Source organism: Fibrobacter sp. (genome assembly GCF_045131395.1).
Classification (GTDB): domain Bacteria; phylum Fibrobacterota; class Fibrobacteria; order Fibrobacterales; family Fibrobacteraceae; genus Fibrobacter.
Window position 1 is genome coordinate 223251 of record NZ_JBGUQY010000002.1, and the last position, 24906, is coordinate 248156.

At 47.1% G+C, this 24906-nt stretch carries 21 protein-coding genes and 1 tRNA gene; 16 read left to right on the plus strand and 6 right to left on the minus strand.

What is annotated here, in order from left to right:
* Window positions 1–193 precede the first annotated feature (193 nt).
* The 3 genes from ACJMNB_RS00950 to ACJMNB_RS00960 all read left to right on the plus strand — a co-directional run bounded on the left by ACJMNB_RS00950 (window position 194) and on the right by ACJMNB_RS00960 (window position 4262).
* On the plus strand, window positions 194–3136 hold the full coding sequence (locus ACJMNB_RS00950) for a TrlF family AAA-like ATPase (RefSeq protein ID WP_405338002.1): 2943 nt from the start codon (window positions 194–196) through the stop codon (window positions 3134–3136).
* A gap of 21 nt (window positions 3137–3157) precedes the next feature.
* Complete coding sequence (locus ACJMNB_RS00955; protein WP_405338005.1) at window positions 3158–3700, plus strand: hypothetical protein; 543 nt, start codon at window positions 3158–3160, stop codon at window positions 3698–3700.
* Between the two features lie 418 nt (window positions 3701–4118).
* On the plus strand, window positions 4119–4262 hold the full coding sequence (locus ACJMNB_RS00960) for a hypothetical protein (protein ID WP_405338008.1): 144 nt from the start codon (window positions 4119–4121) through the stop codon (window positions 4260–4262).
* 78 nt (window positions 4263–4340) lie between these two features.
* On the opposite strand, the gene ACJMNB_RS00965 is transcribed toward ACJMNB_RS00960, so the two are convergent.
* The 3 genes from ACJMNB_RS00965 to ACJMNB_RS00975 form a co-directional block, all read right to left on the minus strand.
* Window positions 4341–5267 (minus strand): DUF4238 domain-containing protein, encoded by a 927-nt coding sequence (locus ACJMNB_RS00965; protein ID WP_405338011.1) that lies wholly within the window; start codon window positions 5265–5267, stop codon window positions 4341–4343.
* Window positions 5268–5375: 108 nt separating this feature from the next.
* Window positions 5376–5834, minus strand: a complete 459-nt coding sequence (locus tag ACJMNB_RS00970) for a hypothetical protein (protein WP_405338014.1) — start codon at window positions 5832–5834, stop codon at window positions 5376–5378.
* Window positions 5835–5914: 80 nt separating this feature from the next.
* Entirely contained in the window at window positions 5915–6523 is a 609-nt protein-coding gene (locus ACJMNB_RS00975) for a nuclease-related domain-containing protein (RefSeq protein ID WP_405338017.1), read from the minus strand.
* A gap of 73 nt (window positions 6524–6596) precedes the next feature.
* Between ACJMNB_RS00975 and ACJMNB_RS00980 the strand changes: the two genes are divergently transcribed.
* From ACJMNB_RS00980 to ACJMNB_RS01010, 7 genes are all read left to right on the plus strand, one after another.
* The gene (locus ACJMNB_RS00980) at window positions 6597–7229 is read left to right on the plus strand and encodes a nitroreductase family protein (RefSeq protein ID WP_405338019.1); all 633 of its coding nucleotides are present in this window, start codon (window positions 6597–6599) and stop codon (window positions 7227–7229) included.
* 143 nt (window positions 7230–7372) lie between these two features.
* The gene (locus ACJMNB_RS00985; protein WP_405338021.1) at window positions 7373–8551 is read left to right on the plus strand and encodes a YhcG family protein; all 1179 of its coding nucleotides are present in this window, start codon (window positions 7373–7375) and stop codon (window positions 8549–8551) included.
* A 195-nt stretch (window positions 8552–8746) separates the two neighbouring features.
* Entirely contained in the window at window positions 8747–10030 is a 1284-nt protein-coding gene (purD, locus tag ACJMNB_RS00990) for a phosphoribosylamine--glycine ligase (RefSeq protein WP_405338024.1), read from the plus strand.
* Between the two features lie 61 nt (window positions 10031–10091).
* On the plus strand, window positions 10092–10565 hold the full coding sequence (gene purE, locus ACJMNB_RS00995) for a 5-(carboxyamino)imidazole ribonucleotide mutase (protein ID WP_173383840.1): 474 nt from the start codon (window positions 10092–10094) through the stop codon (window positions 10563–10565).
* A gap of 65 nt (window positions 10566–10630) precedes the next feature.
* Window positions 10631–11362, plus strand: a complete 732-nt coding sequence (locus ACJMNB_RS01000; RefSeq protein ID WP_405338027.1) for a DUF3108 domain-containing protein — start codon at window positions 10631–10633, stop codon at window positions 11360–11362.
* Between the two features lie 137 nt (window positions 11363–11499).
* Complete coding sequence (locus ACJMNB_RS01005) at window positions 11500–12474, plus strand: autotransporter outer membrane beta-barrel domain-containing protein (protein WP_405338030.1); 975 nt, start codon at window positions 11500–11502, stop codon at window positions 12472–12474.
* 64 nt (window positions 12475–12538) lie between these two features.
* Window positions 12539–12612: transfer RNA gene (locus ACJMNB_RS01010), tRNA-Arg, on the plus strand.
* Between the two features lie 163 nt (window positions 12613–12775).
* On the opposite strand, the gene rimO is transcribed toward ACJMNB_RS01010, so the two are convergent.
* Entirely contained in the window at window positions 12776–14086 is a 1311-nt protein-coding gene (rimO, locus tag ACJMNB_RS01015) for a 30S ribosomal protein S12 methylthiotransferase RimO (protein ID WP_405338033.1), read from the minus strand.
* A 141-nt stretch (window positions 14087–14227) separates the two neighbouring features.
* Here rimO and frr point away from each other — a divergent pair, with 141 nt between their 5' ends.
* The 5 genes from frr (at window position 14228) to ACJMNB_RS01040 (ending at window position 19480) form a co-directional block, all read left to right on the plus strand.
* Window positions 14228–14761 (plus strand): ribosome recycling factor, encoded by a 534-nt coding sequence (gene frr, locus ACJMNB_RS01020; RefSeq protein WP_405338036.1) that lies wholly within the window; start codon window positions 14228–14230, stop codon window positions 14759–14761.
* Window positions 14762–14773: 12 nt separating this feature from the next.
* Complete coding sequence (locus tag ACJMNB_RS01025) at window positions 14774–15484, plus strand: isoprenyl transferase (RefSeq protein ID WP_405338039.1); 711 nt, start codon at window positions 14774–14776, stop codon at window positions 15482–15484.
* Window positions 15477–16358, plus strand: a complete 882-nt coding sequence (locus tag ACJMNB_RS01030) for a phosphatidate cytidylyltransferase (protein WP_405338042.1) — start codon at window positions 15477–15479, stop codon at window positions 16356–16358. The genes ACJMNB_RS01025 and ACJMNB_RS01030 overlap by 8 nt, the downstream gene beginning before the upstream one ends.
* 141 nt (window positions 16359–16499) lie before the next feature.
* On the plus strand, window positions 16500–17861 hold the full coding sequence (locus tag ACJMNB_RS01035; RefSeq protein WP_405338045.1) for a polysaccharide deacetylase family protein: 1362 nt from the start codon (window positions 16500–16502) through the stop codon (window positions 17859–17861).
* 113 nt (window positions 17862–17974) lie between these two features.
* Window positions 17975–19480 (plus strand): DEAD/DEAH box helicase, encoded by a 1506-nt coding sequence (locus ACJMNB_RS01040; RefSeq protein ID WP_405338048.1) that lies wholly within the window; start codon window positions 17975–17977, stop codon window positions 19478–19480.
* A gap of 1 nt (window position 19481) precedes the next feature.
* Here the strand turns inward: ACJMNB_RS01040 and ACJMNB_RS01045 are convergent, their stop codons facing one another.
* Window positions 19482–20297, minus strand: coding sequence for a hypothetical protein (locus ACJMNB_RS01045; protein ID WP_405338051.1), 816 nt, complete (start codon window positions 20295–20297; stop codon window positions 19482–19484).
* A 12-nt stretch (window positions 20298–20309) separates the two neighbouring features.
* Complete coding sequence (locus ACJMNB_RS01050; protein WP_405338054.1) at window positions 20310–21371, minus strand: hypothetical protein; 1062 nt, start codon at window positions 21369–21371, stop codon at window positions 20310–20312.
* Between the two features lie 189 nt (window positions 21372–21560).
* Here ACJMNB_RS01050 and ACJMNB_RS01055 point away from each other — a divergent pair, with 189 nt between their 5' ends.
* Window positions 21561–24854 (plus strand): InlB B-repeat-containing protein, encoded by a 3294-nt coding sequence (locus ACJMNB_RS01055; RefSeq protein WP_405338057.1) that lies wholly within the window; start codon window positions 21561–21563, stop codon window positions 24852–24854.
* The last annotated feature ends 52 nt before the right edge of the window (window positions 24855–24906 follow it).

The following is a 24906-nucleotide window of genomic DNA, read 5'->3' on the forward strand; positions in this document are numbered from 1 at the left end:
ACCAAAAGCCCTTTTAAAGTCCTTTTTGTTTAAAATTTTAAACATCAGGCGGTGCTTCAACATTAAAGTTCTACATAGCCTGATATTTTTTGCTCAAATAGTTTAGTCCCTTCGTAAAAAGAGAAATAAATTAAAAACTAATAAAAATGCTTTCTTTTGTTTATAAAGTAAATTTTTAATTTATATTAACGCATTGAGAAAAATCTTTAAAAAAAGGAAATTTAATATGCCAGAATTATATGCAAAAGGATCCGAATGGAGAAAGTGGGATTTGCACCTTCATTCATTTTATACGCATATGAATAATAATTATAAATCTGACAACAAGACGGAAGAAGATTTTGTTGATAAAATTGTTGGTTCGGGTTTAAAAGTCATTGGATTGACAAATTATTTTAATTTTAAAGAAGAAGATTATCAATTAAAGAAAAAATTAGAATCGGCGGGAATAACTGTTTTCCTCAATTTAGAAATTCGCTTGACTTATCAAAATAAGGAAGATGACTGCTGTGATTTTCATATAATATTTGATAACAGTTTGGAAAAAGATGCAATAGATCTTTTTTTGAGTAACTTAAACGTGCTTGTGGAGGGGCATCCTAAAAAAGCAAGCAAAATAGAGTCGTCAAACGACTATCTTAAGGGCGTTATTGAACTAGATGAAATAATAAACAAAATAGAGGATGAGTCTTTAGGTATCTGCCATAGATGTCTAGCCGGTTTTTTGTCTCGAGGAAAAGGGAATGGTCGAACTAGTTCGGCTTATGAAAAAATATATGAAAAGACTAATTTCCTAATACATTCATCTGAGAATCCAAGAAATTTAATTGATGATCAAAAATTTTGGGCTCAACAAAATAGGCCGTTATTCCAAAGCAGTGATGCTCACTCATTTTCTCAGATTGGACAAAAATATTCATGGGTTAAAGCAGATCCTACTTTTAGAGGCTTGAGGCAGACACTTAACGAAATGGAACGAATCTGCTTGGATGATGCTCCTGAGCTTCTAAAGAAAATTAAAGTGAGTCCGCAAAATTTCATAAAAAAACTTTTTATAAATAAAAAACAGGACTCAATAATTAACGAAATATGGTACAACAATACTGATATTGATATAAATCCGGGACTTGTTGCTATCATCGGGAATAAGGGTAGTGGAAAAAGCGCTATTGCTGATATTACTAGCCTATGCGCCAATACACATGTTGATCCTGAACATTGGTCCTTTTTAAAGCCGACGAAATTTAGGATGCCTAGACCATTTAATCGATCAAAGGCTTTTGAAGCGCACATAACATGGGCCGATGATTCTGAAACAGAAAATATTTCCTTGGATTCCAATTCTAATGTAACTCAACCAGAACGTGTGAAATATATTCCTCAAAATTTCCTTGAAGAATTGTGTACGACAGAGAATGATAAAGATTTTGAAAAGGAATTAAAATCAATCATATTTCAGTATTTGCCAGAAGAGCAAAAATATGGAAAAATAAAATTAGATGATGTTATAGATTATCTATCGCAGGAAATCATTTTTTCTGAGAAAGAGCTATTCGAGAAAATTAATGAAGTTAATAAAAAAATAGTTGACTTAGAAGCCAAACAAGAACCCAAATATATAATATCATTAAAAAACAACTTAGAACTAAAACGAGCAATTCTTGAAAATCTTAAGTCTGCGGAACCCCAAAAAGTCGAAAAACCGGTTCATGAAGATAACGCAGAAGATCAAAGAAAACAAGAAGAAATAACGTCTCTTACGAAGAAGCAAAAAGAGATAGAAGATAAAATAGTTGAAGTACAAAATCAACTAACAAAAGAAACTCAAAAGAATCAAGATCTTAAATTTGTACAAGATCAAATAGTTCGAGCGCGGCAATATGTAAACGATGTAATTGCCAAAATTTCTCCGTTATTGGAAACTAATGGGTTGAAGGTAGATGATGTCATCTCTTTGTCATTGAATACAGAGATGCTTGGCAAAACAATAGCGGCATCTACAGAAACGATTTCTTCTTTGAAAGCTCAGATAAATAATGATAATCCAGATAGTTTGTCGCAACAGAAAGAAAAAATAACGGCTGAAATTGTGGCAAAACAAGAAAAACTTGGAGAAGCCGATAGAAAATACCAAAAATATGTAGAAGATTTGAAAGATTGGAATGAAAAGATCGCGCAAATTAATGGATCTGAAACAATACCAGATACAATTATTTTCTATGAAAAACAAATAGAATATGTTGAAAAACATTTGGAAGGTGATTTGCAAATAGCAAGTCAGAATAGGGATAGTCTTGTTGTCGATCTTTTAAATAACAAAAAGAAAATCTTAACCAACTATGCACGATTGTTTGCGCCTATTACTGAATTTATTGAACGGAATAAAGAAAATTTAAAGGAATTTCCAATTGAAATACAATCAACCTTTATCTTTGACGAAATCAATGAAAAGTTTTTTGATTTTATCAGTCAAGGTGTTGTTGGTTCCTTTAGCGGGAAAGAAGCCGGTGCAGCAAAACTAAAAGAACTTTGCGATGATGTAAATTTGAATAACGATTGCGAAATATGCGCTTTTGCAAAAAAACTTGAGAGTTGCTTGAAAATAGATGACAGAGAGGGCAAAAGTATCCCTCGTGATATAACCAACCAATTAAAAAAGGGACATTCAATATTGGAGTTGTATAATTATATTTATGGTTTGTCTTACATAAAGCCACTATTCCAATTGCAAATGTCTGGTAAGAAATTGGCCTCGCTTTCACCAGGTGAACGAGGTGCCATTCTATTGTTATTCTACTTATTCATAGACAACGATGATAAGCCATTGATTATAGACCAGCCAGAAGAAAATCTTGATAATGAAAGTGTTTACAAATATCTAGTTTCCTTCATAAAGGCTGCGAAGAAAAAGAGACAGATTATTATGGTTACGCACAATCCCAATCTTGCTGTGGTTTGTGATGCCGATCAAATTATTAAAATGGATATTGATAAGGTTAATAAAAATACAGTTTCTTTTGTTTCGGGATCAATCGAGAATCCTGCTATAAACCAATGTGTAGTTGATGTGCTTGAAGGAACATACCCAGCATTTGACAATAGAAAACAAAAATATTTTTCAAAAGAAAGAAACTAGATTTTGTATGAAGGAGTTTTTGTGAATAAAGATAATATATCAGGTTTATTGACAAAACATTTAGCTTTAAATGAAGAGGTTTGCCATGTCGCGGATGATATTGAGTCATATCTCAAGAAAAATCTTAAACCTATAAATCCAGCGAAATTTGAGGAAATTCCGAACAATTGTGGTTTGTATCTTTTTTGCTACAACGAAAAGATCTTTGAAATAGAAGCTCTTTGGGAGGCGCATCTAAAGAATTGTGCCAATGCATCCCCCTTCAATAAGAGCAAATCAAAAAAATGTAAATCTATTGATGGCGTGGGGGGCTTCCCCATGTATATCGGGAAAAGCGAAGAGTTGAAGAAGCGTATAAAGGAGCATTGGAATCTCCCCTGCGATTCTACAACAAAATCAATGAGACTAGAAATTTTTTTGCAGAAGAATTCGTTTGATACTAGCCGAATTTCGCTTAGTTACATTGATTTGAGCGAATTTGGGATGACTGCGAAAACGTACTATGTGACTTCGGCTCTTGAACGCTTGTTAAAAGACAAGATGAATCCGTTTATAGGACGATGACTTATGAATTTGCTCATCCCGAGTCATGCATGAAATTGTAAGTTTCTCCGCAATTGTTAGTTACCCATTTTTAGGATCGCTTTAAAGTTTGTAAAATAGCCTTGTTCTTGCTATTCGACATTGTATAGGGAGGAGATTGGCTTGCGTCTGCTTGATTTTTTTTTGTCCTTCTTTGTGCTCCTTTAGGTGTTCAAGCTGATTGATGTCGATGCTCATGTGCTTTTTCCCTGTTTGGAATAAGTCTGTTTTGGGCTCTTTCTTTGCTATCAAAGGTATCATTTTGACAAAGGGATACATTTTTGTCTAGTTATGTGCGTTTTTGATTGCGAGGAAAGTTACAGAATAAGTTAAGGACGTTTTCGTGGAGTATGCTTTTGCGGGCGTGAATGGCTTTTCGGTTGGTGGCGACAAGACGTAAATGCTGAAAGTGTTTCCGAGCAAGAAGTTCAGCGGCTATGAATTTCTCGCATACTATTACGTGAACTTGGCAATCGCTGAACCGAATATCTGCTGTACACGAGATTGCCTTTCCACAAGGCTTATTCAATGGTTAGACAGGTGAGGGCGAAAAGGCGGAAATAGCGCTCTCTTCTCCTTAAATAAAACGAATGCAACATTTCTGTGGCATTCGTTTTATTTTTTAAGGTTTTCTAAAAATAAACCTTTTAGACATTTTTTCTATCACTTGATTGTACGCATTTACCTGTCCTTGATTCAATTCAATACTTCTCCATTTTGTATAACAATCTTTCGGAGAAATAAGAACTGCTATTTCAGGAGAAATGGGATAATAAAGCTCTAAGTCATAGTAAGACAGCTCGCCAAGCGGTTTATATGAAGCACATACATTTACAACGGGTTGGTCCGATGTTATAAATTGTATTCCCGTTTTATTCACAAATGGGAAAATTTTCATATCATCAGACATTATTATATTATGAGCAAATCTAGTGGCGAAAATCAGTCGATATACATTTTGCGTATTTAGCGACAATTTCTCAAGTTCTCCACCTGCCTTTTTCGCCGCTTCTATATATTTATCCTGCATTAGGGGCGTTCGTATGAACTGCAATACAATCCAAAAAATAAATTCTATTTCATTATCCTCGTCGGACCAGTAGGTTGAATCAAATGATTCTAATTTTTCTCTCCATATAGGAATTTTACCTTCAATAATAGAGTAAAATTTTTCTTCTGTATTTTTTTCATACCAGTTTGCAGCAGCATTCCAATTCACTTGTTTACAAAAAGCCATCAAAGCATCTTTTAGTGAGAAACACTTAATCCAACCCATCAAGAGACTCTTTAATGGGTCTTGAGTATCTGCAATCCACATATCATAAAGGAAAGTCATCTGTTCTTTTGTCAAAGATGCTGCCGTATAGAAATAATGTTCGTTTGCAACATTTTCAACACTTGGGTAGAATGTTCTAGTATTGGATTTGTCGTAGCATTCCAGTTTTCCATTTCCGCCCAACCAGGCTCTCAAATAACATCTTGGAACATAATGCTGATTATAAACAATATCTGCATCGATTTTTTTTTCAATTTCTTCTAATTCTGACATGTATATCCTTTCGCTCGCAAAAAAACTGTTCGAGGGAGCTTTCCCGAACATTGTATAGAGCAAAGCCTTTATCTGCCATCCATTAAAAACATTAAAATGCCCTACGAGTTATAAGGCCCAAACCCTTTCAGCTAGTTTGAAATGTTTTGTTTTGGATATAGAGTAATTGGATCCGCTTTTAAACTTATCTATTACTTCTGCGCTTGAATACCTATAAAAAAGATATAGCTTTTTTCTTTCGTCAGGTTCTGAAGGATTCCGATGGCAACTGTTGGGGCCTGTAATAAAGATTAATTCATCATAATTATTGGGGTCACCTACATTAAAGTTGCCTGCTAAAGATGAATCGGTAAATTTGATTTGGATTTTTTTCCCATTAAATAATGCATCGTAACATGGATTTGTAGGCGATTCTGCTAATTCTAAACCTGGATAAACGAGCAGACAAAGAAATTCGCCTATCTCGCCTAAAGATGGATTTGTTTTAATTATTCCCAATCGTTTTAATTCCTTTATAGAATTGAGGTAATTTGTTATTGCTCTTTTTATTTGTTTGGATCTGCTCATGAGGGTAATTTTTTGAAAAAGTTTTTATCATATGATAAATCTAAAAAATCATGCACTTTAAGGATGAATTAGGCTATCTTTTAATCCCACTCCTTCTTCTTCCTCTTAATTTTCTGCTTGTGCATCGCCTTGAGCCTTGCCCTGTCGCTGTTAAGGGAGGCAATGTTTCGGGCGGCGCTTTCAATTTCCTGGGTGTTCATTCGTGTCGGCAGGTTCCTGTAGAACTTCTTGAAATCCCTGTCGCGGATTGTGCCTTCGGGGATTCTGTCGCCGAGTTTCGCGTTGTTCCCGAATATCACGAGGTCGATGAACTTGTCTTTGAGTGTTGGGAACTTTTCGCATAGGGCCTGTATATGCCCGTAATTCTGGTGATGGGGATTAGTCATTGTGAATCTTTTCTTGCCGCGATTCAAGATGACTTGCCGCTGCTTGTCATAGGCGCTCCCCACGATGAGCCCGATGCGTGTCTTTTTCTCTATGACGAGAACGCCTTTCTCTGTCACGGCGATAATGTCGATTTGCTGTACGCCATGGCTCCCTTCCACATAGACATCCCTGAAGACGGTTCCCTTGCTGATGGCACGGATTCTGTTTGCCGTGTGTTTCTCGCCGATGTGCCCGACAATCTGGTTCTGGAAGAACCACATGCAAAAGACGATTGCACTGAGAATGACTATAAACGTTATCATGTAATAGAATATATATTATTGTACCTGAACAAGGACGCAACAATAAACCCAACTGTTCCACAAGGAGTTCCCCATGAAAAATCGTTTTGCACTCACGCTTATGGCAACGCTCATCTGCAGTACGCTTGCCATGGCGCAGCTCCAAAAGCTCCCCGCTCCGGCAAAGACCGGCGGCAAGCCTGTCATGGAGGCGCTCTGGGACAGGGCTTCCGGCACGGAGTTCAGCGACAAGATGCTCTCTGACCAGGATCTTTCGAATTTGCTTTTTGCGGCTATCGGCGTAAACCGCCCTGCCGACGGCAAGCTCACGTCGCCGACTGCCCGCAACTTCCAGGAAATCCGCGTGTTCGTGTTCACGAGCAAGGGCGTCTCGGAATACCTGAACAAGGAAAACGCGCTGAAGCAGGTGGCGAAGGGTGACCACAGGGGGCTCGTTGCCGACCGTCAGGATTGGGCGAAGGCGGCCCCGGTCAGCATCCTCATCGTTGCAGACGAGACCAAGTTCGGAAGCAGCGACGCTCGCGCGAAGGTGACGATGGGAACCGATGCGGGCATCGTGAGCGAGAATATTAATTTGTTCTGTGCCGGCATGGGCCTGGTGACCCGCCCGCGCATGACGATGGACGTTCCCGCCATCAAGAAGGTTCTCAAGCTTTCGGACTCGCAGACGCCCTTGCTGAACAATCCCGTCGGCTACGCGAAGTGATTAGAAGCGCTCTGTAAAATTTCCTTAAGCCCCTTGCCAGAAACCCAATATTATCTACATTTCAGCTGCGGTTCCTAATAGTGTAGGCTCCGAAAGGCATTTGATGATTATCAAATGTTTTTCTTTTTTTCAAAGGAGCTGCTATGTCTAAAAAGAAACTCGCTTCGTCAAAGAGCAACGCGAACCTCAACGCCGACTTTATAACAGATTTGAAGAACATCGTTTCTACGGCACGGAATATGAGTTTTCGTGCGGCAAATCTGATGCAGGTCGCCTGCAATTGGCTGCTAGGCTGGCGAATTGTGGAACAGGAACAGCATGGAAAGGCTAGAGCTGATTATGGGAAACATGTTATTGAAACGGCTTCCGAAAATTTAACTGCTGAATTCGGAAAGGGTTTCTCGATCGCATCGTTAAAAAGTTATAGGAAATTTTATCTTAATTTTCAGGATTTACAGGTATTTCAAACTCTGCCTGTAGAGTTTAAGAAAGCGATTGCTGCAAAAGGGCAGGCATTGCCTGCCCTTTTTGAAAGTGAGGAAATAAGGCAGGCTCTGCCTACCCAATTATCGTGGAGCCATTACGAATGCCTTATGCGTGTCACTGACATCGATGCTCGAACGTGGTATATGCAGGAAGTCGCTTCGCAACAATGGGATTATCGCACCCTGAAGCGGAATATTGCATCTCAATATTACTATCGGTTAATGCAAACGCCCAAGGCCAAAAAGGCTACCGTTGTCAAGGAAATGAAAAAACTGACGGCCGATTATCAGAAGGAGCGTTCGGAGTTTATCAAGAATCCTTTGATTGCAGAATTTCTTGGAGTAAACCAGGGTACTGCGGTGACCGAGTCAACGTTGGAAAGTGCGATTTTGAACCACTTGCAAAATTTTCTGATGGAAATGGGGAAAGGCTATGCTTTCGTTGGCCGACAGCAACATATTCATACAGAAGATGACGACTATTATATTGACTTGGTGTTTTACAATTATATGCTGAAATGTTTTGTTTTGATAGACTTGAAAACAAGAAAAATATCGTACGAAGATGTCGGACAAATGGATATGTATCTCAAACTCTATGACACTTACAAAAAGACCGAAGGAGATAACCCGACAATTGGCATAATTCTCTGCTCCGACACTAATGCCGATGTCGCTCGTTTTTCAACACTTGCAACAAATAAACGTATGTATGCTGCAAAATATTTGACCTACATTCCGTCTAAGGAAATTCTGGCCCGCGAGATTGAAATGCAAAAGGAACAGTTTATTGAGCAATACGGAAACTTAAAGAAAAGAAGTAAAGCAAAGAGCTAAGGTTTCGGAGATTGTCGAGAACCATTTTGCCAACGTCGACATCATACAATTAGTAAAAAGCGGGGCTTAACCCTGCGTATTGTTAAAAGACGGCCATTGGGAGATAATGAATTAAGGGCTTGTCGCGTGGGTGACTTTTTCTCGCACCTCGTATTTTTCTAAATTATCCTCCGTAAAAAACAAAGGATACGCTATATGAATATTCTCGTTGTTGGTAGCGGTGGTCGTGAACATGCGATTGCCCTCGCTGTGAAGAAGTCGCCGCTGTGCGATACCCTCGTGTGCGCTCCGGGTAACCCGGGCATGGCAAACCTCGGCAAGTGCGTGCCGGTGGACGTTGCCGACCCCAAGGCCATTGCCGACCTCGCCGTGGCAGAAAAGATTGACCTCGCGGTCATCGGCCCGGAAATTCCGCTGGTCGCTGGCGTGGTGGATGAATTCCGCCGTCGCGGTCTGCGCGCTTTCGGCCCGACGGCAGCTGCCGCTGCCCTCGAAGGCTCCAAGGCTTTCAGCAAGGATATCATGAAGAAGTACGGCGTGCCGACGGCAGCCTTCGAGACTTTCACCGATCTCGCCTCTGCTAAGAAGTTCCTCGCCGAACACCCGGCTCCGATCGTGGTGAAAGCGTCGGGCCTCGCTGCGGGCAAGGGCGCTATCGTCTGCATGACCGACAAGGAAGCGAACGACGCTGTCGAAGAAATGCTCGGCGACAAGGCTGTCTTCGGCGAATCCGGCAAGACGGTGGTGATTGAAGAATTCATGGACGGCGAAGAAGCCTCCATCTTCGTGGTTTGCGACGGCAAGGACTACGTGATCCTCAGCTCCGCCCAGGACCACAAGCGCGTCTTTGACGACGACAAGGGCCCCAACACTGGCGGCATGGGCGCCTACAGCCCGGCTCCGGTAGTGACGGACGCCCTCCTCGACGAAGTGAAGAAGACTATTATCGAACCGACCCTCAAGGGCATGGCCGCCGAAGGCAAGCCTTACACGGGCGTTCTCTATGTGGGCATCATGGTGACCTCCAAGGGCCCAAAGGTTGTGGAATACAACTGCCGCCTCGGTGACCCCGAATGCCAGATTGTGCTCCCGCTCTATGACGGCGACGTGCTTGCTTTGTTCGATGCCGCCGAAAAGGGCGAACTGGCCAAGCTCGGTGCCCCGAAGGCTCCGAAGGGCAGCTCCGCTATCGTCGTGCTCGCTAGCGCCGGTTATCCGGGCTCTTACGAAAAGGGCAAGGTCGTTACGGGTATCGAAGAAGCCGAAAAGAACGGCGCCCAGGTGCTCCATGCCGGTACCAAGATGGCCGACGGCAAGCTCGTGACCAACGGTGGCCGCGTGTTTGGTGTGGTGGGCCATGGCGCAACGCTCCAGGAAGCCTTGAACATCGCTTACGCCGCCTGCGAAAAGGTTCAGTTCGAAGGCAAGTTCTACCGCAAGGACATCGGTAAGAAGGGCCTTGCAAGGTTGGCAAAGTAAAGGGATTGCTTCGCTTCGCTCGCAATGACGTGCGGGGCGGAACCATAAAAGGATTCAAATTATGGATTTGAAAGAAAACGCAAAGGTCGGTATCGTTGCCGGTAGCAAGTCCGACCAGGAAACTGTAGACAAGATCACCGCGGTGCTCGACCAGTTCGGCATCGTGTGGGAATTCAACATTCTCTCTGCTCACCGCACCCCGAACGCTACGGCAAAGTATGCCCGTGAAGCCGCCGGGCGAGGCCTCCAGGTCCTCATCGGTGTTGCTGGCCTCGCTGCAGCCCTCCCGGGCGTGCTCGCAGGGCACACGATTCTTCCGGTCATTGGCCTGCCCTGCGCCGGCGGCCCGCTCAACGGCGTCGATGCCCTGCACTCTATCGTGCAGATGCCCCCGGGAATCCCGGTGGCCACCGTCGGCATCGGTAACGGCAAGAACGCCGGTTACCTCGCCGCCCACATCGTCGCCATTGCTGACCCCGCTGTTCGTGAAAAGCTCGTTGCCTACCGCAAGAGCCTCGGCGATATCGAAGGCTAATCCTGCGAATGTACAGGGGGTGCATTAAGTTAAGCTTCAAGGTCGTCGCACTCGCGGCGTTCCTTGTGGCTACGTGTTTTGCTGGCGAACCGGATTTGCCCGAGGTCAAAGCTCCTTGGATGAAGGGCGAAAAGTTGACCTTCAGCCTCGGTTGGGGCTTTATTACAGCGGGTTCTGCAACGCTTGAAGTCCGTCCGACGCTGGATGGCAAGACGGAGTTCTTGACCTTTGCCACTGGCAATAAGACCATCAATAAAATCTATCCGGTCAACGATACCATCTACACTCGCGTGCGCAACAAGGGCCTCATGACCGAAGTATTCCGCAAGCGCCTGCACGAGGGAACCTACCATAATACCTCGGTTATCCGTTTTGACCGCAAGGGCGAAAAGGCCTGGCTCTCGGATACGGTGTTTACGGACATGAAGACCCGTAATGTCAAACGTTCCGCCGATACCTCTGTGGCTATCCAGGGCATGGAACATAGCATTATGTCGGCGTTTTATCTGGTTCGAACCCTCCCACTGACGGTGGGCGAGACCTCCCGCTTTTCGGCGGTGAGCGGCAAGAAGCGTTACGAACTTAAAGTGGTCGTGCACGGCCGCGAAAAAATAAAGAGTGTCCTTGGCGAGGTTCCCTGCATCAAGGTGGAACCAGTGCTCGATGGTGATGGAATTTTCGTGTCCAAGGGTCGTATTTTCATCTGGCTGACGGACGATGACCGCCGTATTCCGGTGCTCATGGAGTGCGAAATCGCTCTTGGCTCGATAAAGGCAAAATTGCTGGATGTAAAATAATTGGGACGTTTGTTGCTATTTTGTGCAAAAATGCCCATGGAAAAGCGAGTTTTTTGCTTTTTTTACATTTTGTTTTTTGCAATTTACGCGCTTAAAAGTTATATTCGCAGATGCGATTATATAATCTGAGGCTTTTCATGTTTAAGAAAGTACTTTTGACCTTATGTTTGTCTGCCTTCTTGTCTTGGGCGCAAGACGATTTTGATGAAGATGATGAAGGCTTCATTTCTGCTCCGGCTGCTGCGCAGGAAGGTGATGAAGGCGGTTCTCATGCCAAAATAGCTACTGATGAAGACGAAGAAGAGGAAGTCTATGACGTCGGTATGAACTCTGCCCAGCGTAGAGAGATGGCCGAACGCAAAAAGTTTGAAGAAGAACAGCGTTTGGACGAATATGCAAACTCTGAACGCCGTCGTGATTGGCTCCGCAACCGTCTGATTTTCCAGATCGGTATGGGTTCCCGCTACCCGATTATGGGTGAAACCGGTATGGGTATGGGTCTCGGTGCTGGCGTTGAATACATCTTGCCCTTCCACCTGGCTCTCTATGGTTCTTTCGGTTTCTTGCCTAAGGGTACCGACAACGACTTCGATGAATGGGAACTTGAAGGCGGCACGGGTTACAAGGTCGGCTTGAACTACTACCTGTTCCCCAAGAACCCGCTCCATTTGGGAGTGTCTGTTTCCTATGGTACGGTTTACTTTGACCATGACATCAAACCGGATGATAGTGGCGTTCGTGCCTTGATTAAGGTGGACGGTATTCAGGTTGATGCTCTTATCACTTACCTCACCAACGAATGGTACTACCTGCAGTTCTCTATCGGTATGTACTATGCTCCGAAGCTTGCCAAGATTCCGCAGACTCATGAAGCCGAAACTGACAACCCCAGCTTCCGCAAGAGGGAACTTGATGATGGCGCTGGCGGAAAGATTTGGCTGAACGAAGAATGGGTTACTAGGGTCGTTGAAAAAGATGGTATGAATAAGACGGGCATTGTCTTTGGTATTGCCATCGGTTACGCCCTGCCGGAACTCTTCCCGGATGACACCGAAAAGCGTCGCCGCGAACGTGAAAAGGCTAGAGCCCGCTCTGGCGTCGCCGGTCGCTAAGTCCTGATTATCGTTTATAAAAAAGGTCGGCAATGCCGGCCTTTTTGCTATATTTGCACCACTCGCCCTTGTAGCTCAGTTGGATAGAGTGTCAGCCTCCGAAGTTGAAGGTCATGCGTTCGAATCGCATCAAGGGTATAAAAGGAATGCTCCCTTAGGGAGCATTCCTTTTATACTTTTTGATTTAGATGAAAATGCAAGTTCGACTGCCCCGCAAGGCGAATGAAGCAGGCAAGCTAGCTTGCCTATTTCTGAGCCGAGGGGCAGGTACACAAACCGAAGGTTTGTGTACAATCGCATCCTACACCAGCTTCACAATCAGTTCATGGGGCTCGGCGTCGACAACCAGTGCGTCGCGGAATTCTCCCACGTCGGCATCGCCTTCCAGCACCTTCACGATATCGTCGTTTTCCATGGAGTTGCCTTCGGTGCGTCCGTAGAAATGGTATTCGCTTTCTTCGGCCACTTGGTCGATGATAATGCGGACTGTCTTTCCGATCATCGCTTCGGCGTGTTCGGCGTCCAGTTCTTCTTGCAAGTCGGTCACGGCGTCTAGCCTTGCTCGGGCTTCGCTTTCGTCCACGGCGGGCAGGTCCATTTCCATCACGGGGGTGCCCTCTTCGGGGCTGAATACGAATCCGCCCAAGTGATCGAACTTGATGTCTTCCAGGAGTTCCATCAGTTCTTCAAAATCTTCGTGGGTCTCGCCGGGGAACCCGACAAGCACCGTGGTGCGCAGCGTAACGCCCGGAATGCGCTCGCGAATCTTGTGCAGAATGTCCACGAGTTCCTTCTTGCGGTAGTTGCGCTTCATGTTCTTGAGCACGTTGTCGCTGGCATGCTGGATCGGCATGTCCACGTACTTCACCAGGCGCGGTTCCTTGGCCATCAGGTCCAGGAGCTCGTCGTCCACAAACATGGGGTACCAGTAAAGCGTACGGATCCACGGAATGTTCGTATTGTCGAGAATGGCCTTCAAAAGCTGGGCGAGGGTACCGCCCTTCTTGCCCTTTTCGCGACCGAAGTAAGTCGTGTCCTGGGCGATAAGCGTGATTTCCTGGACGCCCTGCTTTTCAAGTTCCTTGGCTTCTGCAACGATGTCTTCGATGCTGCGGGAAACCTGCTTGCCGCGAATGAGCGGAATGGCGCAGTAGGCGCAACGGCGGTTGCAGCCTTCGGCAATTTTCAGGTAGGCGTGGTGCTTGAATCCGCCCAGGTTCATGCGGGGCAAGTTTTCTGCATCGCAAGTAGCGGGAGCCACGATGCCCATCTTCTTCAAGAGTTCGCCCGGCTTGTAGGTGCCTACCCAGTAGTCGACTTCGGGGAGTTCCTTCACCAGTTCGTCACCGTAACGACCCGAAAGGCAGCCCGATACAATCAGTTTCTGCTTCGGCTTCTTGCCGTTAATTTGTGCGAGAATCGCGTTGATGGATTCTTCCTTGGCGGCTTCGATAAATCCGCAGGTGTTCACCAGAATGTAGTCCGCCTTGGCGGCGCTGTCGCAAGTGGTAAAGCCGGCGTGCAGCATTTCGCCGACCAGGTTCTCTGCATCGACCTGGTTCTTGGCGCATCCTAAATGAACAACGAAAACTTTGGGCTTTTTAGTAGGCATATAGTCAAATTTAGAATTTTTAAAAGGAGGTGCCGTTTTTTTTCGTTTTCACTTATAAAAAGCTCACTTTTTTTGCTCCCCTAAAATCAATTATCTATATTTCGCTACTAGTAAATATTCACTATTAACTAACAAATAACTATGGCAGAATATACCGAAAAAATGGAAAAGGCCATCGAGGCCACCGAACGTGAATTTTCGAAAATCCGTGCTGGACAGGCAAGTCCCGCTATCCTGAATGACGTGCGTATCGACTACTACGGTACGCCGACTCCGATTTCTCAGGTGGCCAAGGTTTCTGTGCCCGAACCGCGCATGCTGCTTGTGTCTCCGTGGGAAAAGACCATGGTGGACCCGATCGAAAAGGCTATTCTTGCTGCAAACATCGGTCTTACCCCGATGAAGGACGGCAACTGCATCCGCGTGTCGCTCCCGATTCTTACCACGGAACGCCGTCAGGAACTTGCAAAGATTGCCCGCAAGCATGCCGAAGAAGGTCGCGTGGCAATTCGCAACATTCGTCGCGATGCTAACGACTCTCTCAAGAAGAACAAGGAAATTTCTGAAGACGAAGTCAAGAAGCAACAGGACGAAATCCAGAAGGCTACCGACAAGGCTATTGCCAAGATTGACAGCCTCCTGGCCGAAAAGGAAGCAGACATCCTCAAGGTGTAGTCCGGGGTTTGCGTGGCAAATCAGCTTAGACATGTAGCGATTATCATGGATGGTAACGGGCGTTGGGCCCGTAGCCGCGGTCTTGAACGTTTCCTGGGTCACCGCAAGGGCACCCAGGCGACTATCGATGCTGTGGAAGTCGGTGTCAACCTTAAGCTCGAGCACATGACGTTGTATGTGTTCAGCTCCGAGAACTGGGGCAGGCCTTCCAAGGAAGTGGATTACCTGATGAACCTTCTGATCGAGATGGTGGTCAAGGAAATTCCCGACCTTATGGAAAAAAATGTAAAGCTTACGGTAATTGGAAACATGAACCGTTTGCCGGACAAGCCTCGCGCCAGTCTCCAGTCCGCTATCGACAAGACTGCCAAGAATACGGGTATGCAACTGAACCTCGCCATTTCTTACGGTGGCAGGCAAGAAATTGTAGAAGCGACCCGTTCCATTGCCGCGCAGGTAGCATCGGGGGCTATCAAGGTCGAAGATATCGACGAGACCCTCTTCGCTAAGAATTTGTATTTAAAAGGGGCTCCCGATCCGGATCTCGTAATCCGTACCGGGGGAGAGTTCAGGCTTTCGAATTACCTGCTTTGGCAGGCCGCCTACAGTGAGTTCTACGTAACGGATACGCTGTGGCCCGACTTTACCAAGGAGGAATTCCTGAAGGCCGTCGAGTTCTTTAATACTCGAGAAAGACGTTTTGGAAAGGTGTTGCATGAGTAATCTTGCGCAGCGTTTAATTACGGCGTTTATCGCCATTCCTATCGTATTCTTCTTGCTGTGGTTCAGCGACTACAGCCGCGTAGGACTGATGTGTTTTTTGGCCGGTGTCGGCGCCTGGGAATGGGCCGGCATGGCATGCAAAATGTACAAGGGCCCTGATACCCGCTACCTTTCGTTTGCGGCATCCCTGGCCCTTACGATTGCCTGGGCTCTTTCTAAGGGTGCTTTCTTTGGTCTTCCGGCCGTGCCTTACGTGGTGGGAATGACCTTCCTCGTGATTTTTGCCATCTACATTGGCGTGGCATTCGCGAAGGTCGAAATCGACCATCTGTTCCCTTGGCTGGTGATGCAGCTTGGAGCTCCTCTCTATGTGGGTCTCTGGGGCGGCATGAACGTGCTCATGATGGGTAACGGTCAGGGTTTTGAACATTGCTATCCGTTTATCCTGGTCATGACGTCGTGCTGGCTTTGCGATACCGTCGCCTATTTCTTCGGAAAGTTTGCGGCGGGCAAGGGCCCCTTCGGTCGTCATCCGTTTGCTCCGAGCATTAGCCCGAAAAAGACTTGGGAAGGTTCTGTTGCAGGCTCTGTCGCTACCATCGTCTGGGTGACTTATTGGGCCAAGTGCAGCACGGCACTCTCTGTTTTCGGTGCCGAAATCAACTGGGGCTCTGCCGTCGTTATCGGCTTGCTCTTGACGGTGGCCGGTCAGGTGGGCGACCTCTTGATGAGCGCACTCAAGCGTTGGAGCGGTACCAAGGATTCCGGCAACCTGTTCGTGGGTCACGGCGGCGTTCTGGATCGCTGCGATTCCTTCTACCTGGCTGCACCGGCTCTCTACCTGTTCATGGATTTCCTCCAGAAACTCGGCTAAATATTGTAAACGTATTTATACAAAAGTGTTGCGATTAGGCGTTGTAAATTGAAACAACGCTATATGGGCCCGAAAGGGCCTTTTTTTATACCCCATATATATATTTATGGGCGAGTGAAATAATGCAAGGAGTGTCCGAGTATGGATTACAAAAAATTGACTGTTGCTGCAGCTCTTATGGGCGCATCAATGATTTACGCCCAAGATGCAGAAATTGCTACATGGTCTGGTTTCCGCAAAGGGGCTACCTCGTTCACGTTTGATGATAGCGCCCCGAGCCATGTGAGCGATGCGGGCCCGTTGTTTGATAAGTACAACTATAAGGCTACATTTAATCTGATTGTCTCTGCTGGTTGGAATACTCCGGACTGGAACGGCTTCCAAAAAATGGCGGATACTGGTCATGAGATGGCTAGTCATAGTGATACTCACCCGGGTAATGGAACTATGCCCAATAGTGAAATTGCATCTTCAAAGAGCCATATTAACGAAAAGATCAAGCAGAAATACGGATGCATAACCCTTGCTTACCCGAACTGCAATGTTCCCGATGAGCGGCAGGTTCTGCAGAACTATATTGCGGGTCGAGTTTGCAATGCCAGCTGGGCACAAATCCCTAGCGATGTGATGAGTAAAGACGGCCCGAGCAACTGGGCTAAAGTTCCGGCAGCCATGACGGGTGCTGAGAACAGCGTCAAGTCTACGAATGATTTTACGGGCTTAATGCAACAGGCCGTTAGCAGCAATGGATGGGTCATGTTCCTTACTCATGGTTTCCAGGGGAAGAACAATGGTGGTGCCAGTTACTCGCCGACGGATATCAGCGCTATCGAAGGTGCTCTTAAGTGGGCTCAGCAGAATGACAAGGATATCTGGGTTGCCCCGATGGGCCATGTCGCCATGTATATCAAGGAACGCAAGGCCTCTCAGGTTTCTGCATCCACCAGCGGCAGCACCACTACCGTTAAGCTGACGCATAATATTAAGGACAACATTTCCGATTACGACTATCCGCTTACCTTGAAGGTCAAGACGAGCCTTTCCAAGGCCGAAGTCACCCAGGCGGGTGCCAAGCTCGAAGCCAAGATTGAAGGTGGCTATGCTATCTTTGATGCCGTCCCGAATGCAGGTGATATCGTTATCGCAGGCGAAGGTGCTGGCCCGTCTTCTTCCAGCTCCGAAGTTTCTTCTTCTAGCGCAGGCCCGGCTGACAACTCTTCTAGCTCTGAGGGACAAGTTTGCAACAATCCGTTCGATCCTAATTGCCAAAGCACAGCAATTGCCCCGACAATTCCGAACGACTTCCATGTCTCTGTTTACAGGTCTTCTGACAACTATATCGTCGTAGGTGGCGCTCAGGGCATGAACATTACCGTGTTCAACAGCCTCGGCCATCAGGTGCGTACTACTCGCGGTCTCGGTGCCGTGCAGAAGGTTTACACCGGTGCCAAGGGCGTCTATGTTGTCAAGGTGGGCAGCAAGTCCTATAAGGTCAAGCTTTAATAAGAACTTTAAAACCTCTCTCTAAAAGAAAACCCTTTGAGGAACACAATCCTCAAAGGGTTTTCTTCTTATAGTAGTGAACAACGCTTTCATTTTCTACATTTGACATTAATATGCTATTTTCAGAACTTCCCTTGGCTAATCCCTTGCAGCGCGCCATTCGCGCTGTCGGTTACGAACAACCCACTCCGATTCAGGAAAAATCAATCCCGAGTCTGTTGGAGGGTCGTGACCTGCTGGGTATCGCCCAGACGGGTACGGGCAAGACGGCCGCCTTTGCGCTCCCGATTTTGCAGTTGTTGCTGGATTCCGGGAAGTTCCGTGCGCCCAAGACTTGCCGCGCCCTTATTTTGCTCCCGACCCGCGAGCTTGCCATTCAGGTAGAAGACTGTTTTAAGCAATACGCCCAGTTTACGGCAATTTCTACCGCCTGTATTTTCGGCGGCGTTAGCGATGTAAGCCAGAAGCGTAACCTGATTCGCGGCGTAGATGTCTTGGTGGCAACGCCAGGGCGCCTGCTGGATTTGATTAACCAGAAAGCGGTGTCCTTGAAGGCCTTGGAATTCTTTGTGCTGGACGAAGCGGACCGCATGTTGGACATGGGCTTTATTCATGATATTCGCAAGGTGGTGGCGCTGTTGCCGCAGAATCGCCAGAATCTTTTTTTCAGCGCGACCATGCCCGATGACATTACGAAGCTTGCCGCCACGATCCTGCGCCCGAACCCAGTGAGGGTGGAGGTGGCGCCCCAGAGCACGCCTATCGAACGCATTCACCAGGAGCTCTACCGCATCGACAAGCGCCGCAAGGGCGCTCTCCTCAAGGAACTGCTGCTGGCCCACCCCGAAATGAAGAAGGTGCTGGTCTTTAGCCGCACCAAGCACGGCGCCGATAAGATTACCCGCGTGCTTGAAAAGGCTGGTATCAAGTGTGCCGCCATTCACGGCAACAAGAGCCAGAATCGCAGGCAAGAGGCTTTGGGCAACTTCAAGTGCGAACAGATCCGCGTCTTGGTGGCAACGGATATTGCTGCCCGCGGTATTGACGTGGACGACGTGTCACACGTATTCAACTACGACCTGCCCGATGTGCCGGAAACCTTCGTGCACCGCATTGGCCGTACCGCCCGAGCTGGCAAAGACGGCATCGCCATTTCTTTCTGCGCTCCCGACGAAGAACAGGACTTGCGCGCCATCGAAAAGCTGACCCGCATCAGTATTCCCGAAGGCGACAAGGCTATCTACGAAAAGCTCCCGCCCCAGCAGAAAGAAACTCCCGAAAGCGAAATGCGCAATGCCCGTGGTCGCGGATTCAAGAACCGTGGCGGCAATCGTGACAACCGCCGTAACGAAAACAAGCCCGGTAACAACAATCGCGACAGCCGCGATAACCGCAACGAAAACCGTCAAGGCGGACAGAAGCCCAGCAATAAGCCTAAGCCGCAAAACGAAAAACGCCCCGCTCAAAAAAGCGAAAGCTTTGGGAGCGAGGGAGTTCAAAAGGTGAATCCGCAAGACCAGCTGGGTCGCCGTACCATCGGCAAGAATCGTCCCGGCTCGCGAGCCCGCAAGCGCATGCGTGAAGCCGCAGAGGCCGCTCGCCGCGCTCAAGGCAATTAAGCTATTCAATCGGGTACAGGAACCATTTCCAGGAAATGGTTGCCTTGTCTCCCTTCGTGGTCTGGGACTTGACCTTGTTCTCTTCGACCCATCCCAGGTTTTTCACGGAGACGCAGTCAGATTCCTTCAACAGGTCTTCGTCGTCGTAGTAGGCATCATGCTCGTTCTTGTCCCTGAGTACGGGGCAGATCTTGATGGCGTCTATACCGCGGGGAATCTGGATGGCGACTTTCTTTTCGCCGCTCCATTCCTTGACGTCGACTGTGTCTAGTACCGTTGCAGAAAGCGGGTCGTATTCCGAAGGCTCGGAATCGATATAGGACTTCACGAGGAACCTGATTTCAGGGTCGCCAATCTTTTCGCTCTTGCTAATGGAGCTTGCCGTCTGCTTGTAGCTGGTGAGCGTGATGCTCAGCATTTTCGAGGCTTGCAGGTAGTTAATGGCCGGATCATCGTAGCTGCCTCCGATAAAGCTACCCTTGTCGTTGTAGCCGTCTTCGTCCTTGACCATCCTGATGACGGTGGAAAGGCTCAGCACCGAGTCGGCGTCGCTGCCGCGATACCTTTCAATAAAGTTGTCGCAACGCTTCTTGTAGTTGGCCACATAGCGCTTGGTCTTGTCGTAGCAAGAATAGTAATCCATGTTTTCGCGACGGCTTGCCAGGGTGTCCAGGGCCGAATCCACGTCAATGGAAAGTTCAACCTGTTTCTTGTTCTCGGCTTCAATGGGGTTGTCGCCGCAGGCTGTAAACTGCAGGGCCGTCAGGGCAAACAACGGAACGGTAACGAGTTTCAACATAAAGCTTTTCTGATTCATAACGTTACCTCATTACCTTATGCTAAAGTCCAGGAACATGCGCCAGGTCGGGTGGCTGTCGTGTCCAATGTGATAGTACCGGTGGTTTGCATTTTGCGATGCACCGCCAATAGCGAACATCTGGAATTCGATAGAGACCAGTCTGCTTTCGATACCGAGGCCGATCCAGCCGTTGGTTTCCCAGTCGTCCATATAAAAGAACTTGTTGGTCTGGTGGCTTTCGTAAACGGGGAAGGGGCTCTGGCCGGCATTGCCGATCAAGTCCAGGTCAGCCTTCAGGTTCTTGTCGTTTGTCTTAAGGTAGAGCCTGTTTTCGGTATCGGTCATTTCGTAAATGGGCTTGGCCAGGCCAAATGTTGCACTGGCGAAAAGGAACGTGGTCGTGCCCTTGACATGGTAACCGACCTTTCCCGTGAGAGGCATGTCCGCCGAGAAGTTGTAGTACTTGCGGTCAAGGTTTTGTACCAGGGTGTACTTTTCGCCGGTAGAAAGCTTTCCGTCCTGCTCGTCGGCGTCAAAGGTCCAGCGGGAGTAACGGTAGAGGGCGCCCAGCCTGCCCTGAAATCCCAGGTAATTGCCAATGTAGCGCCTGTAGAAGTAGTACATACCCATGCCCATGCCCCAGTTGGCCTCATGGTCCGTATGCCAGTAGTTCTTGTCATGGTAGTCTGCACTGACAAGGCTTAGGCCGTGGTGCAAGGTCTTCGAACGCTTTTTGGCGGCGCGCAGGACCTTCTTCTGGTAGTCGGCGTAGGTAATCTTGTTGCGGGGTTTTTTAGGAGCCGCGCTGTCTGCAACGGTGGAGTCCGCCTTGAGCGAGTCCTGGGGGACTTCGGCCACCTTGTTGGTGTCAGCAGGCTTAGTGCTGTCTGCAACGGCCTGGACGGCAGAGGTATCCTTTGCCGTAGAATCCTGGTTGGCCACCTGCGGTTGGCTCGTGGCGGTTGAATCGCTGGATTCGGTCCATTCGTCCCATCCATCGTTATTTGCGGGGGGAGGTTCGGGGGATCCTTGGGCAAATCCGAAAACAGCCAAAAGGCTGCTGAGGGTTAAAATTTTGCGAATTGTTGTCATAATCGTGCGTTGGCTCCCGTAAACAGGGTTTCAAGTACAAAAAATAAGTAAAAAATAGCCATTGCGCAAAAAAATATTAAAAAAAATGGAATTTGTAAAAAAAAATAATTAGTTTTGTGTCAAGAAGGATTCCTAGTGGTTTTCCTTGTTTTTGCTGAAGGACAAAACGCTAGAATAAGAGGAATGTCTATGAATACAGGTAAGATTTCTCTCGGAAAGGTGCTCTCCCTGCTTATTTTCTTGTTGGGAGCTCAATCTGTGTGGGCGGATGTTTGGGATGGTGTAACCAAGACTCCGGCAAAGGTTGAAAAAATTGGTAAAACAGATTATTTCATGATTGAATCCGCTGCTAACTTGGCGTGGTTCTCCGATACGGTGAATCATTCGGCTCGTGGTGACGTGAAGCTGAATGCCAAGGTTGTCGCAAACTTTATCGACATGAATCATAAGCCCTTTGTGCCTATCGCTGCAGGAAAGGGAGACCAATACTTTAGCGGTATATTTGACGGCAACCACGTGGTTATCAAGAATTTGAGCATTAGTAGCGATCATATTTCTAGCATTAATAGGGATTATGGACAGAATATTGCCTTTATTGCGGCCTTGAATAATGGTACCGTAAAAAATGTGGTTCTAGACAGCGTATACATCAAGGCTACAACCGATATTGGATCGATTCTTAAAGGAGAGGACAATAAAATCAGTGTGGGTACTATTGTTGCTTGGCAGAAGTCTGGAACGGTCGAGGGCTGCTACGCATCGGGCATTATCTACAACAGCGGTAAGGGCCAGGCTGTCGGCGGCATTGTCGGTAATGCGGATTCAGGTACCATCAAGAACAACTTGAGCATCATTTCGATTCAAATTTCAGGTAGCGAAGCCTATGTAGGCGGTATCATCGGTCAGGCAAAGAACAATGTCAAAATTGAATCGTGCGTTTATGACGGTGGTAAGTTTATCAACGATTCCACAGCCCGAGACGGTGGCGTAATCGGTTTCCGTTATGAAGGAAATACGACACTTGTAAAGAATTCCTATTACGACCAGAACGATGTGGATAAGGGCGTTGCTCTCGGTTCCTCGAACGGTGTTTATTCGGCGTCCATCCTTAACGAAGAGCAAATTGCCTGTATATTGAACGAAGGCGAATGGAATGGAACAACTTGCTCTAAGGATGGAGTTTGGTCTACGGGAGACCACATTACCAACCAGGGTGTTTCGAAAAACGAGAAGAACGAAACCATTTTCACCATTAAATTCAATGCTAACGGCGGCAAATTCCCGGAAGGAGCCAAAACGGTCAAGTACTTACGCTTTGCAGAAGTGGTGACGAGTGATGAAATTACGGCTCCGATTTATGAAGGTGACAGTATTTTCTGGGGCTGGTCGATGGATCCCGCCGCAACCGCTCCGGTGACGTCGACCGTTATCGATACGGTTTATGGTCAGAGGACAGTGTATGCGGTCTGGAAAAAGGCGATTGAAGTTTCGTTCGACTATAACAACGACGTGAATCCGGGTGTTGCCGTAAAGAAGATTGGACTCGGCGATCCTATCGTTGCGGTTACTGCTCCGGCTGCTTATACCGATGCATCTGACGACATGTACTATTTTACCGGTTGGGCCAAAACCAAGACGGCAACGGAACCCTTGGCCGTATTGGGCGTTGCTGAAGAAGGTTTGACTTATTATGCCGTCTGGTCTACCAATGCGACCTACACCGTCGCTTTCGATGAACAGGGAAAAGGCGGCGAGTTGCATTCCCAGCAAATTAAAAAGAACGGCAAGGCGGTAAAGCCTGAACCGACAGCGGACGGTTATTCTTTCGGAGGCTGGTTTATTGAACCCGCTTGTCAGAATGCCTTTGATTTCAATACGGCTATTACGGAGGATATTACCCTGTACGCCAAGTGGAATCTTGAATCGTATGCGATCACTTACGAGATGAATGGTGGTGAAAATAAGGAATCGAACCCCACCAGCTATACGATTGAAGACGAAACGATTATTCTGGATTCTGCGAAGAACAGGATCGGCTATCTGTTCGATGGCTGGTATTACGATGCCGACTATACCCAGTTGGCAACTCAGATTTCGGAAGGCTCTTTTGGTGCGGTTACCCTGTATGCGAAATGGATTCCGAGACAATACGAGGTGATTTATTCCGCAGGTGTTCGTGGCATGGGTTCCGTGGAAATTGACTACAAGACCCATGGCGATACATTGGTGCTCTCGTCGGAAAAGTATTCCTACTATAATAGTGATTACAGGGTCAGTTTCCTCCATGATGGGTGGGCCTTGACCGATGGTGGTTCTAAGCAATATGAATTTGGCGGCAAGTATGGCGGTGAGTCAGACTTGATGCTTTATCCCTATTGGTCCAAGCGTGTCAAGGTCCACTACGGCTCCGAAGACAAGGATACGGTTTGGGTGGACATCGGCGACGTCAAATCGGATTCGCTGGTGAGCAATGCTATTAGCGAAGCCTTGCTGTCCTATGAACCTAAGATTGAGCTCCCGACCAAGGATTATAATGACAAGTATGTTTATTCCTTGAAGTGGGTGTCCGATTCGTTGGCGGTTTATGAACCGATCTTTGAACAATCTGAACGTCCCAAGGAAATCATCGTTGCCTATGGTACCGGAGCGAAGGATACCATCCATATTGACATTAAGGATTCTAAGTTTAAAACGGACGAGGAATTGCAGGAATTGATCAAGGATGCGTTTGCAAAACACGATCCCGTCATTCCGCTTCCGACCAAGGCTGCCGATTCTCTGTATGAATACGAATTTGCAAAGTTTGTTTTGAATACAGAGACGGGTATTTATGAACCCCTCTTTGTGAAGATTGAAAATCTCCTATTCAAGATTAATTTCCACCTGCCTAAGGGTGCTGAACTGACCAAGAAATTTGACGGTTACAGGCCTGGCGTGGTGACCAAGTTGCCCGATGCGGTCATGAAGTCCGATACGAGCTGGAAGTTTAATGGCTGGTATACAAAGACCAAGGGTCGCGGCGACCGCGTAAAGGCCATGCGTGAAAAGGATTCCGGCAACAAGAGCTTGTATCCCTTGTTCCAGAAGACGATCCGTTACGATGCCAATGGCGACAAGGGTGAAATCGTGGTGATCTATACGGATCGCGCCGATACGACTATTGCCCGCGCCTTATTGAGTGTGAAGCCCAAGGATTACTCGAAGAACGGCGTCAAGTACACCTTTGACGCGTGGGTGCTTGAAGACGATGTTTATACGGCGACCTTCAAGAAACTCGTGGTTCGCTTCAATGTGGTCCTCGATAACCGAGCCTTCGAAATTCAGGAAGCCCGCCTGGGCGCACGTTACATGGTGTTCGATATGGATGGTCGCATTGTAAAACGCGGTGTTGTATCCAATGGGTCCCAGCGTGTGAATGTGTCCAAGTCCGGTAGCTACACGGTACGCGTGGACAAGGATGCGGTCCAGGTTAACGTTAGGTAGATGCAGACGTCATAGCGAGGAACGCAGTAAGCCAGCTTCGAGCGAAGCGTGG

Bases quoted from the DNA above. Each gene is read 5' to 3' on its own strand.
- ACJMNB_RS00960 (WP_405338008.1), top strand. From the start codon at position 4,119: ATGCTGAAAGTGTTTCCGAGCAAGAAGTTCAGCGGCTATGAATTTCTC.
- ACJMNB_RS00965 (WP_405338011.1), bottom strand. From the start codon at position 5,267: ATGTCAGAATTAGAAGAAATTGAAAAAAAAATCGATGCAGATATTGTT.
- ACJMNB_RS00970 (WP_405338014.1), bottom strand. From the start codon at position 5,834: ATGAGCAGATCCAAACAAATAAAAAGAGCAATAACAAATTACCTCAAT.
- ACJMNB_RS00975 (WP_405338017.1), bottom strand. From the start codon at position 6,523: ATGATAACGTTTATAGTCATTCTCAGTGCAATCGTCTTTTGCATGTGG.
- ACJMNB_RS00980 (WP_405338019.1), top strand. From the start codon at position 6,597: ATGAAAAATCGTTTTGCACTCACGCTTATGGCAACGCTCATCTGCAGT.
- ACJMNB_RS00985 (WP_405338021.1), top strand. From the start codon at position 7,373: ATGTCTAAAAAGAAACTCGCTTCGTCAAAGAGCAACGCGAACCTCAAC.
- purD (WP_405338024.1), top strand. From the start codon at position 8,747: ATGAATATTCTCGTTGTTGGTAGCGGTGGTCGTGAACATGCGATTGCC.
- purE (WP_173383840.1), top strand. From the start codon at position 10,092: ATGGATTTGAAAGAAAACGCAAAGGTCGGTATCGTTGCCGGTAGCAAG.
- ACJMNB_RS01005 (WP_405338030.1), top strand. From the start codon at position 11,500: ATGTTTAAGAAAGTACTTTTGACCTTATGTTTGTCTGCCTTCTTGTCT.
- rimO (WP_405338033.1), bottom strand. From the start codon at position 14,086: ATGCCTACTAAAAAGCCCAAAGTTTTCGTTGTTCATTTAGGATGCGCC.
- frr (WP_405338036.1), top strand. From the start codon at position 14,228: ATGGCAGAATATACCGAAAAAATGGAAAAGGCCATCGAGGCCACCGAA.
- ACJMNB_RS01030 (WP_405338042.1), top strand. From the start codon at position 15,477: ATGAGTAATCTTGCGCAGCGTTTAATTACGGCGTTTATCGCCATTCCT.
- ACJMNB_RS01035 (WP_405338045.1), top strand. From the start codon at position 16,500: ATGGATTACAAAAAATTGACTGTTGCTGCAGCTCTTATGGGCGCATCA.
- ACJMNB_RS01040 (WP_405338048.1), top strand. From the start codon at position 17,975: ATGCTATTTTCAGAACTTCCCTTGGCTAATCCCTTGCAGCGCGCCATT.
- ACJMNB_RS01045 (WP_405338051.1), bottom strand. From the start codon at position 20,297: ATGAATCAGAAAAGCTTTATGTTGAAACTCGTTACCGTTCCGTTGTTT.
- ACJMNB_RS01050 (WP_405338054.1), bottom strand. From the start codon at position 21,371: ATGACAACAATTCGCAAAATTTTAACCCTCAGCAGCCTTTTGGCTGTT.
- ACJMNB_RS01055 (WP_405338057.1), top strand. From the start codon at position 21,561: ATGAATACAGGTAAGATTTCTCTCGGAAAGGTGCTCTCCCTGCTTATT.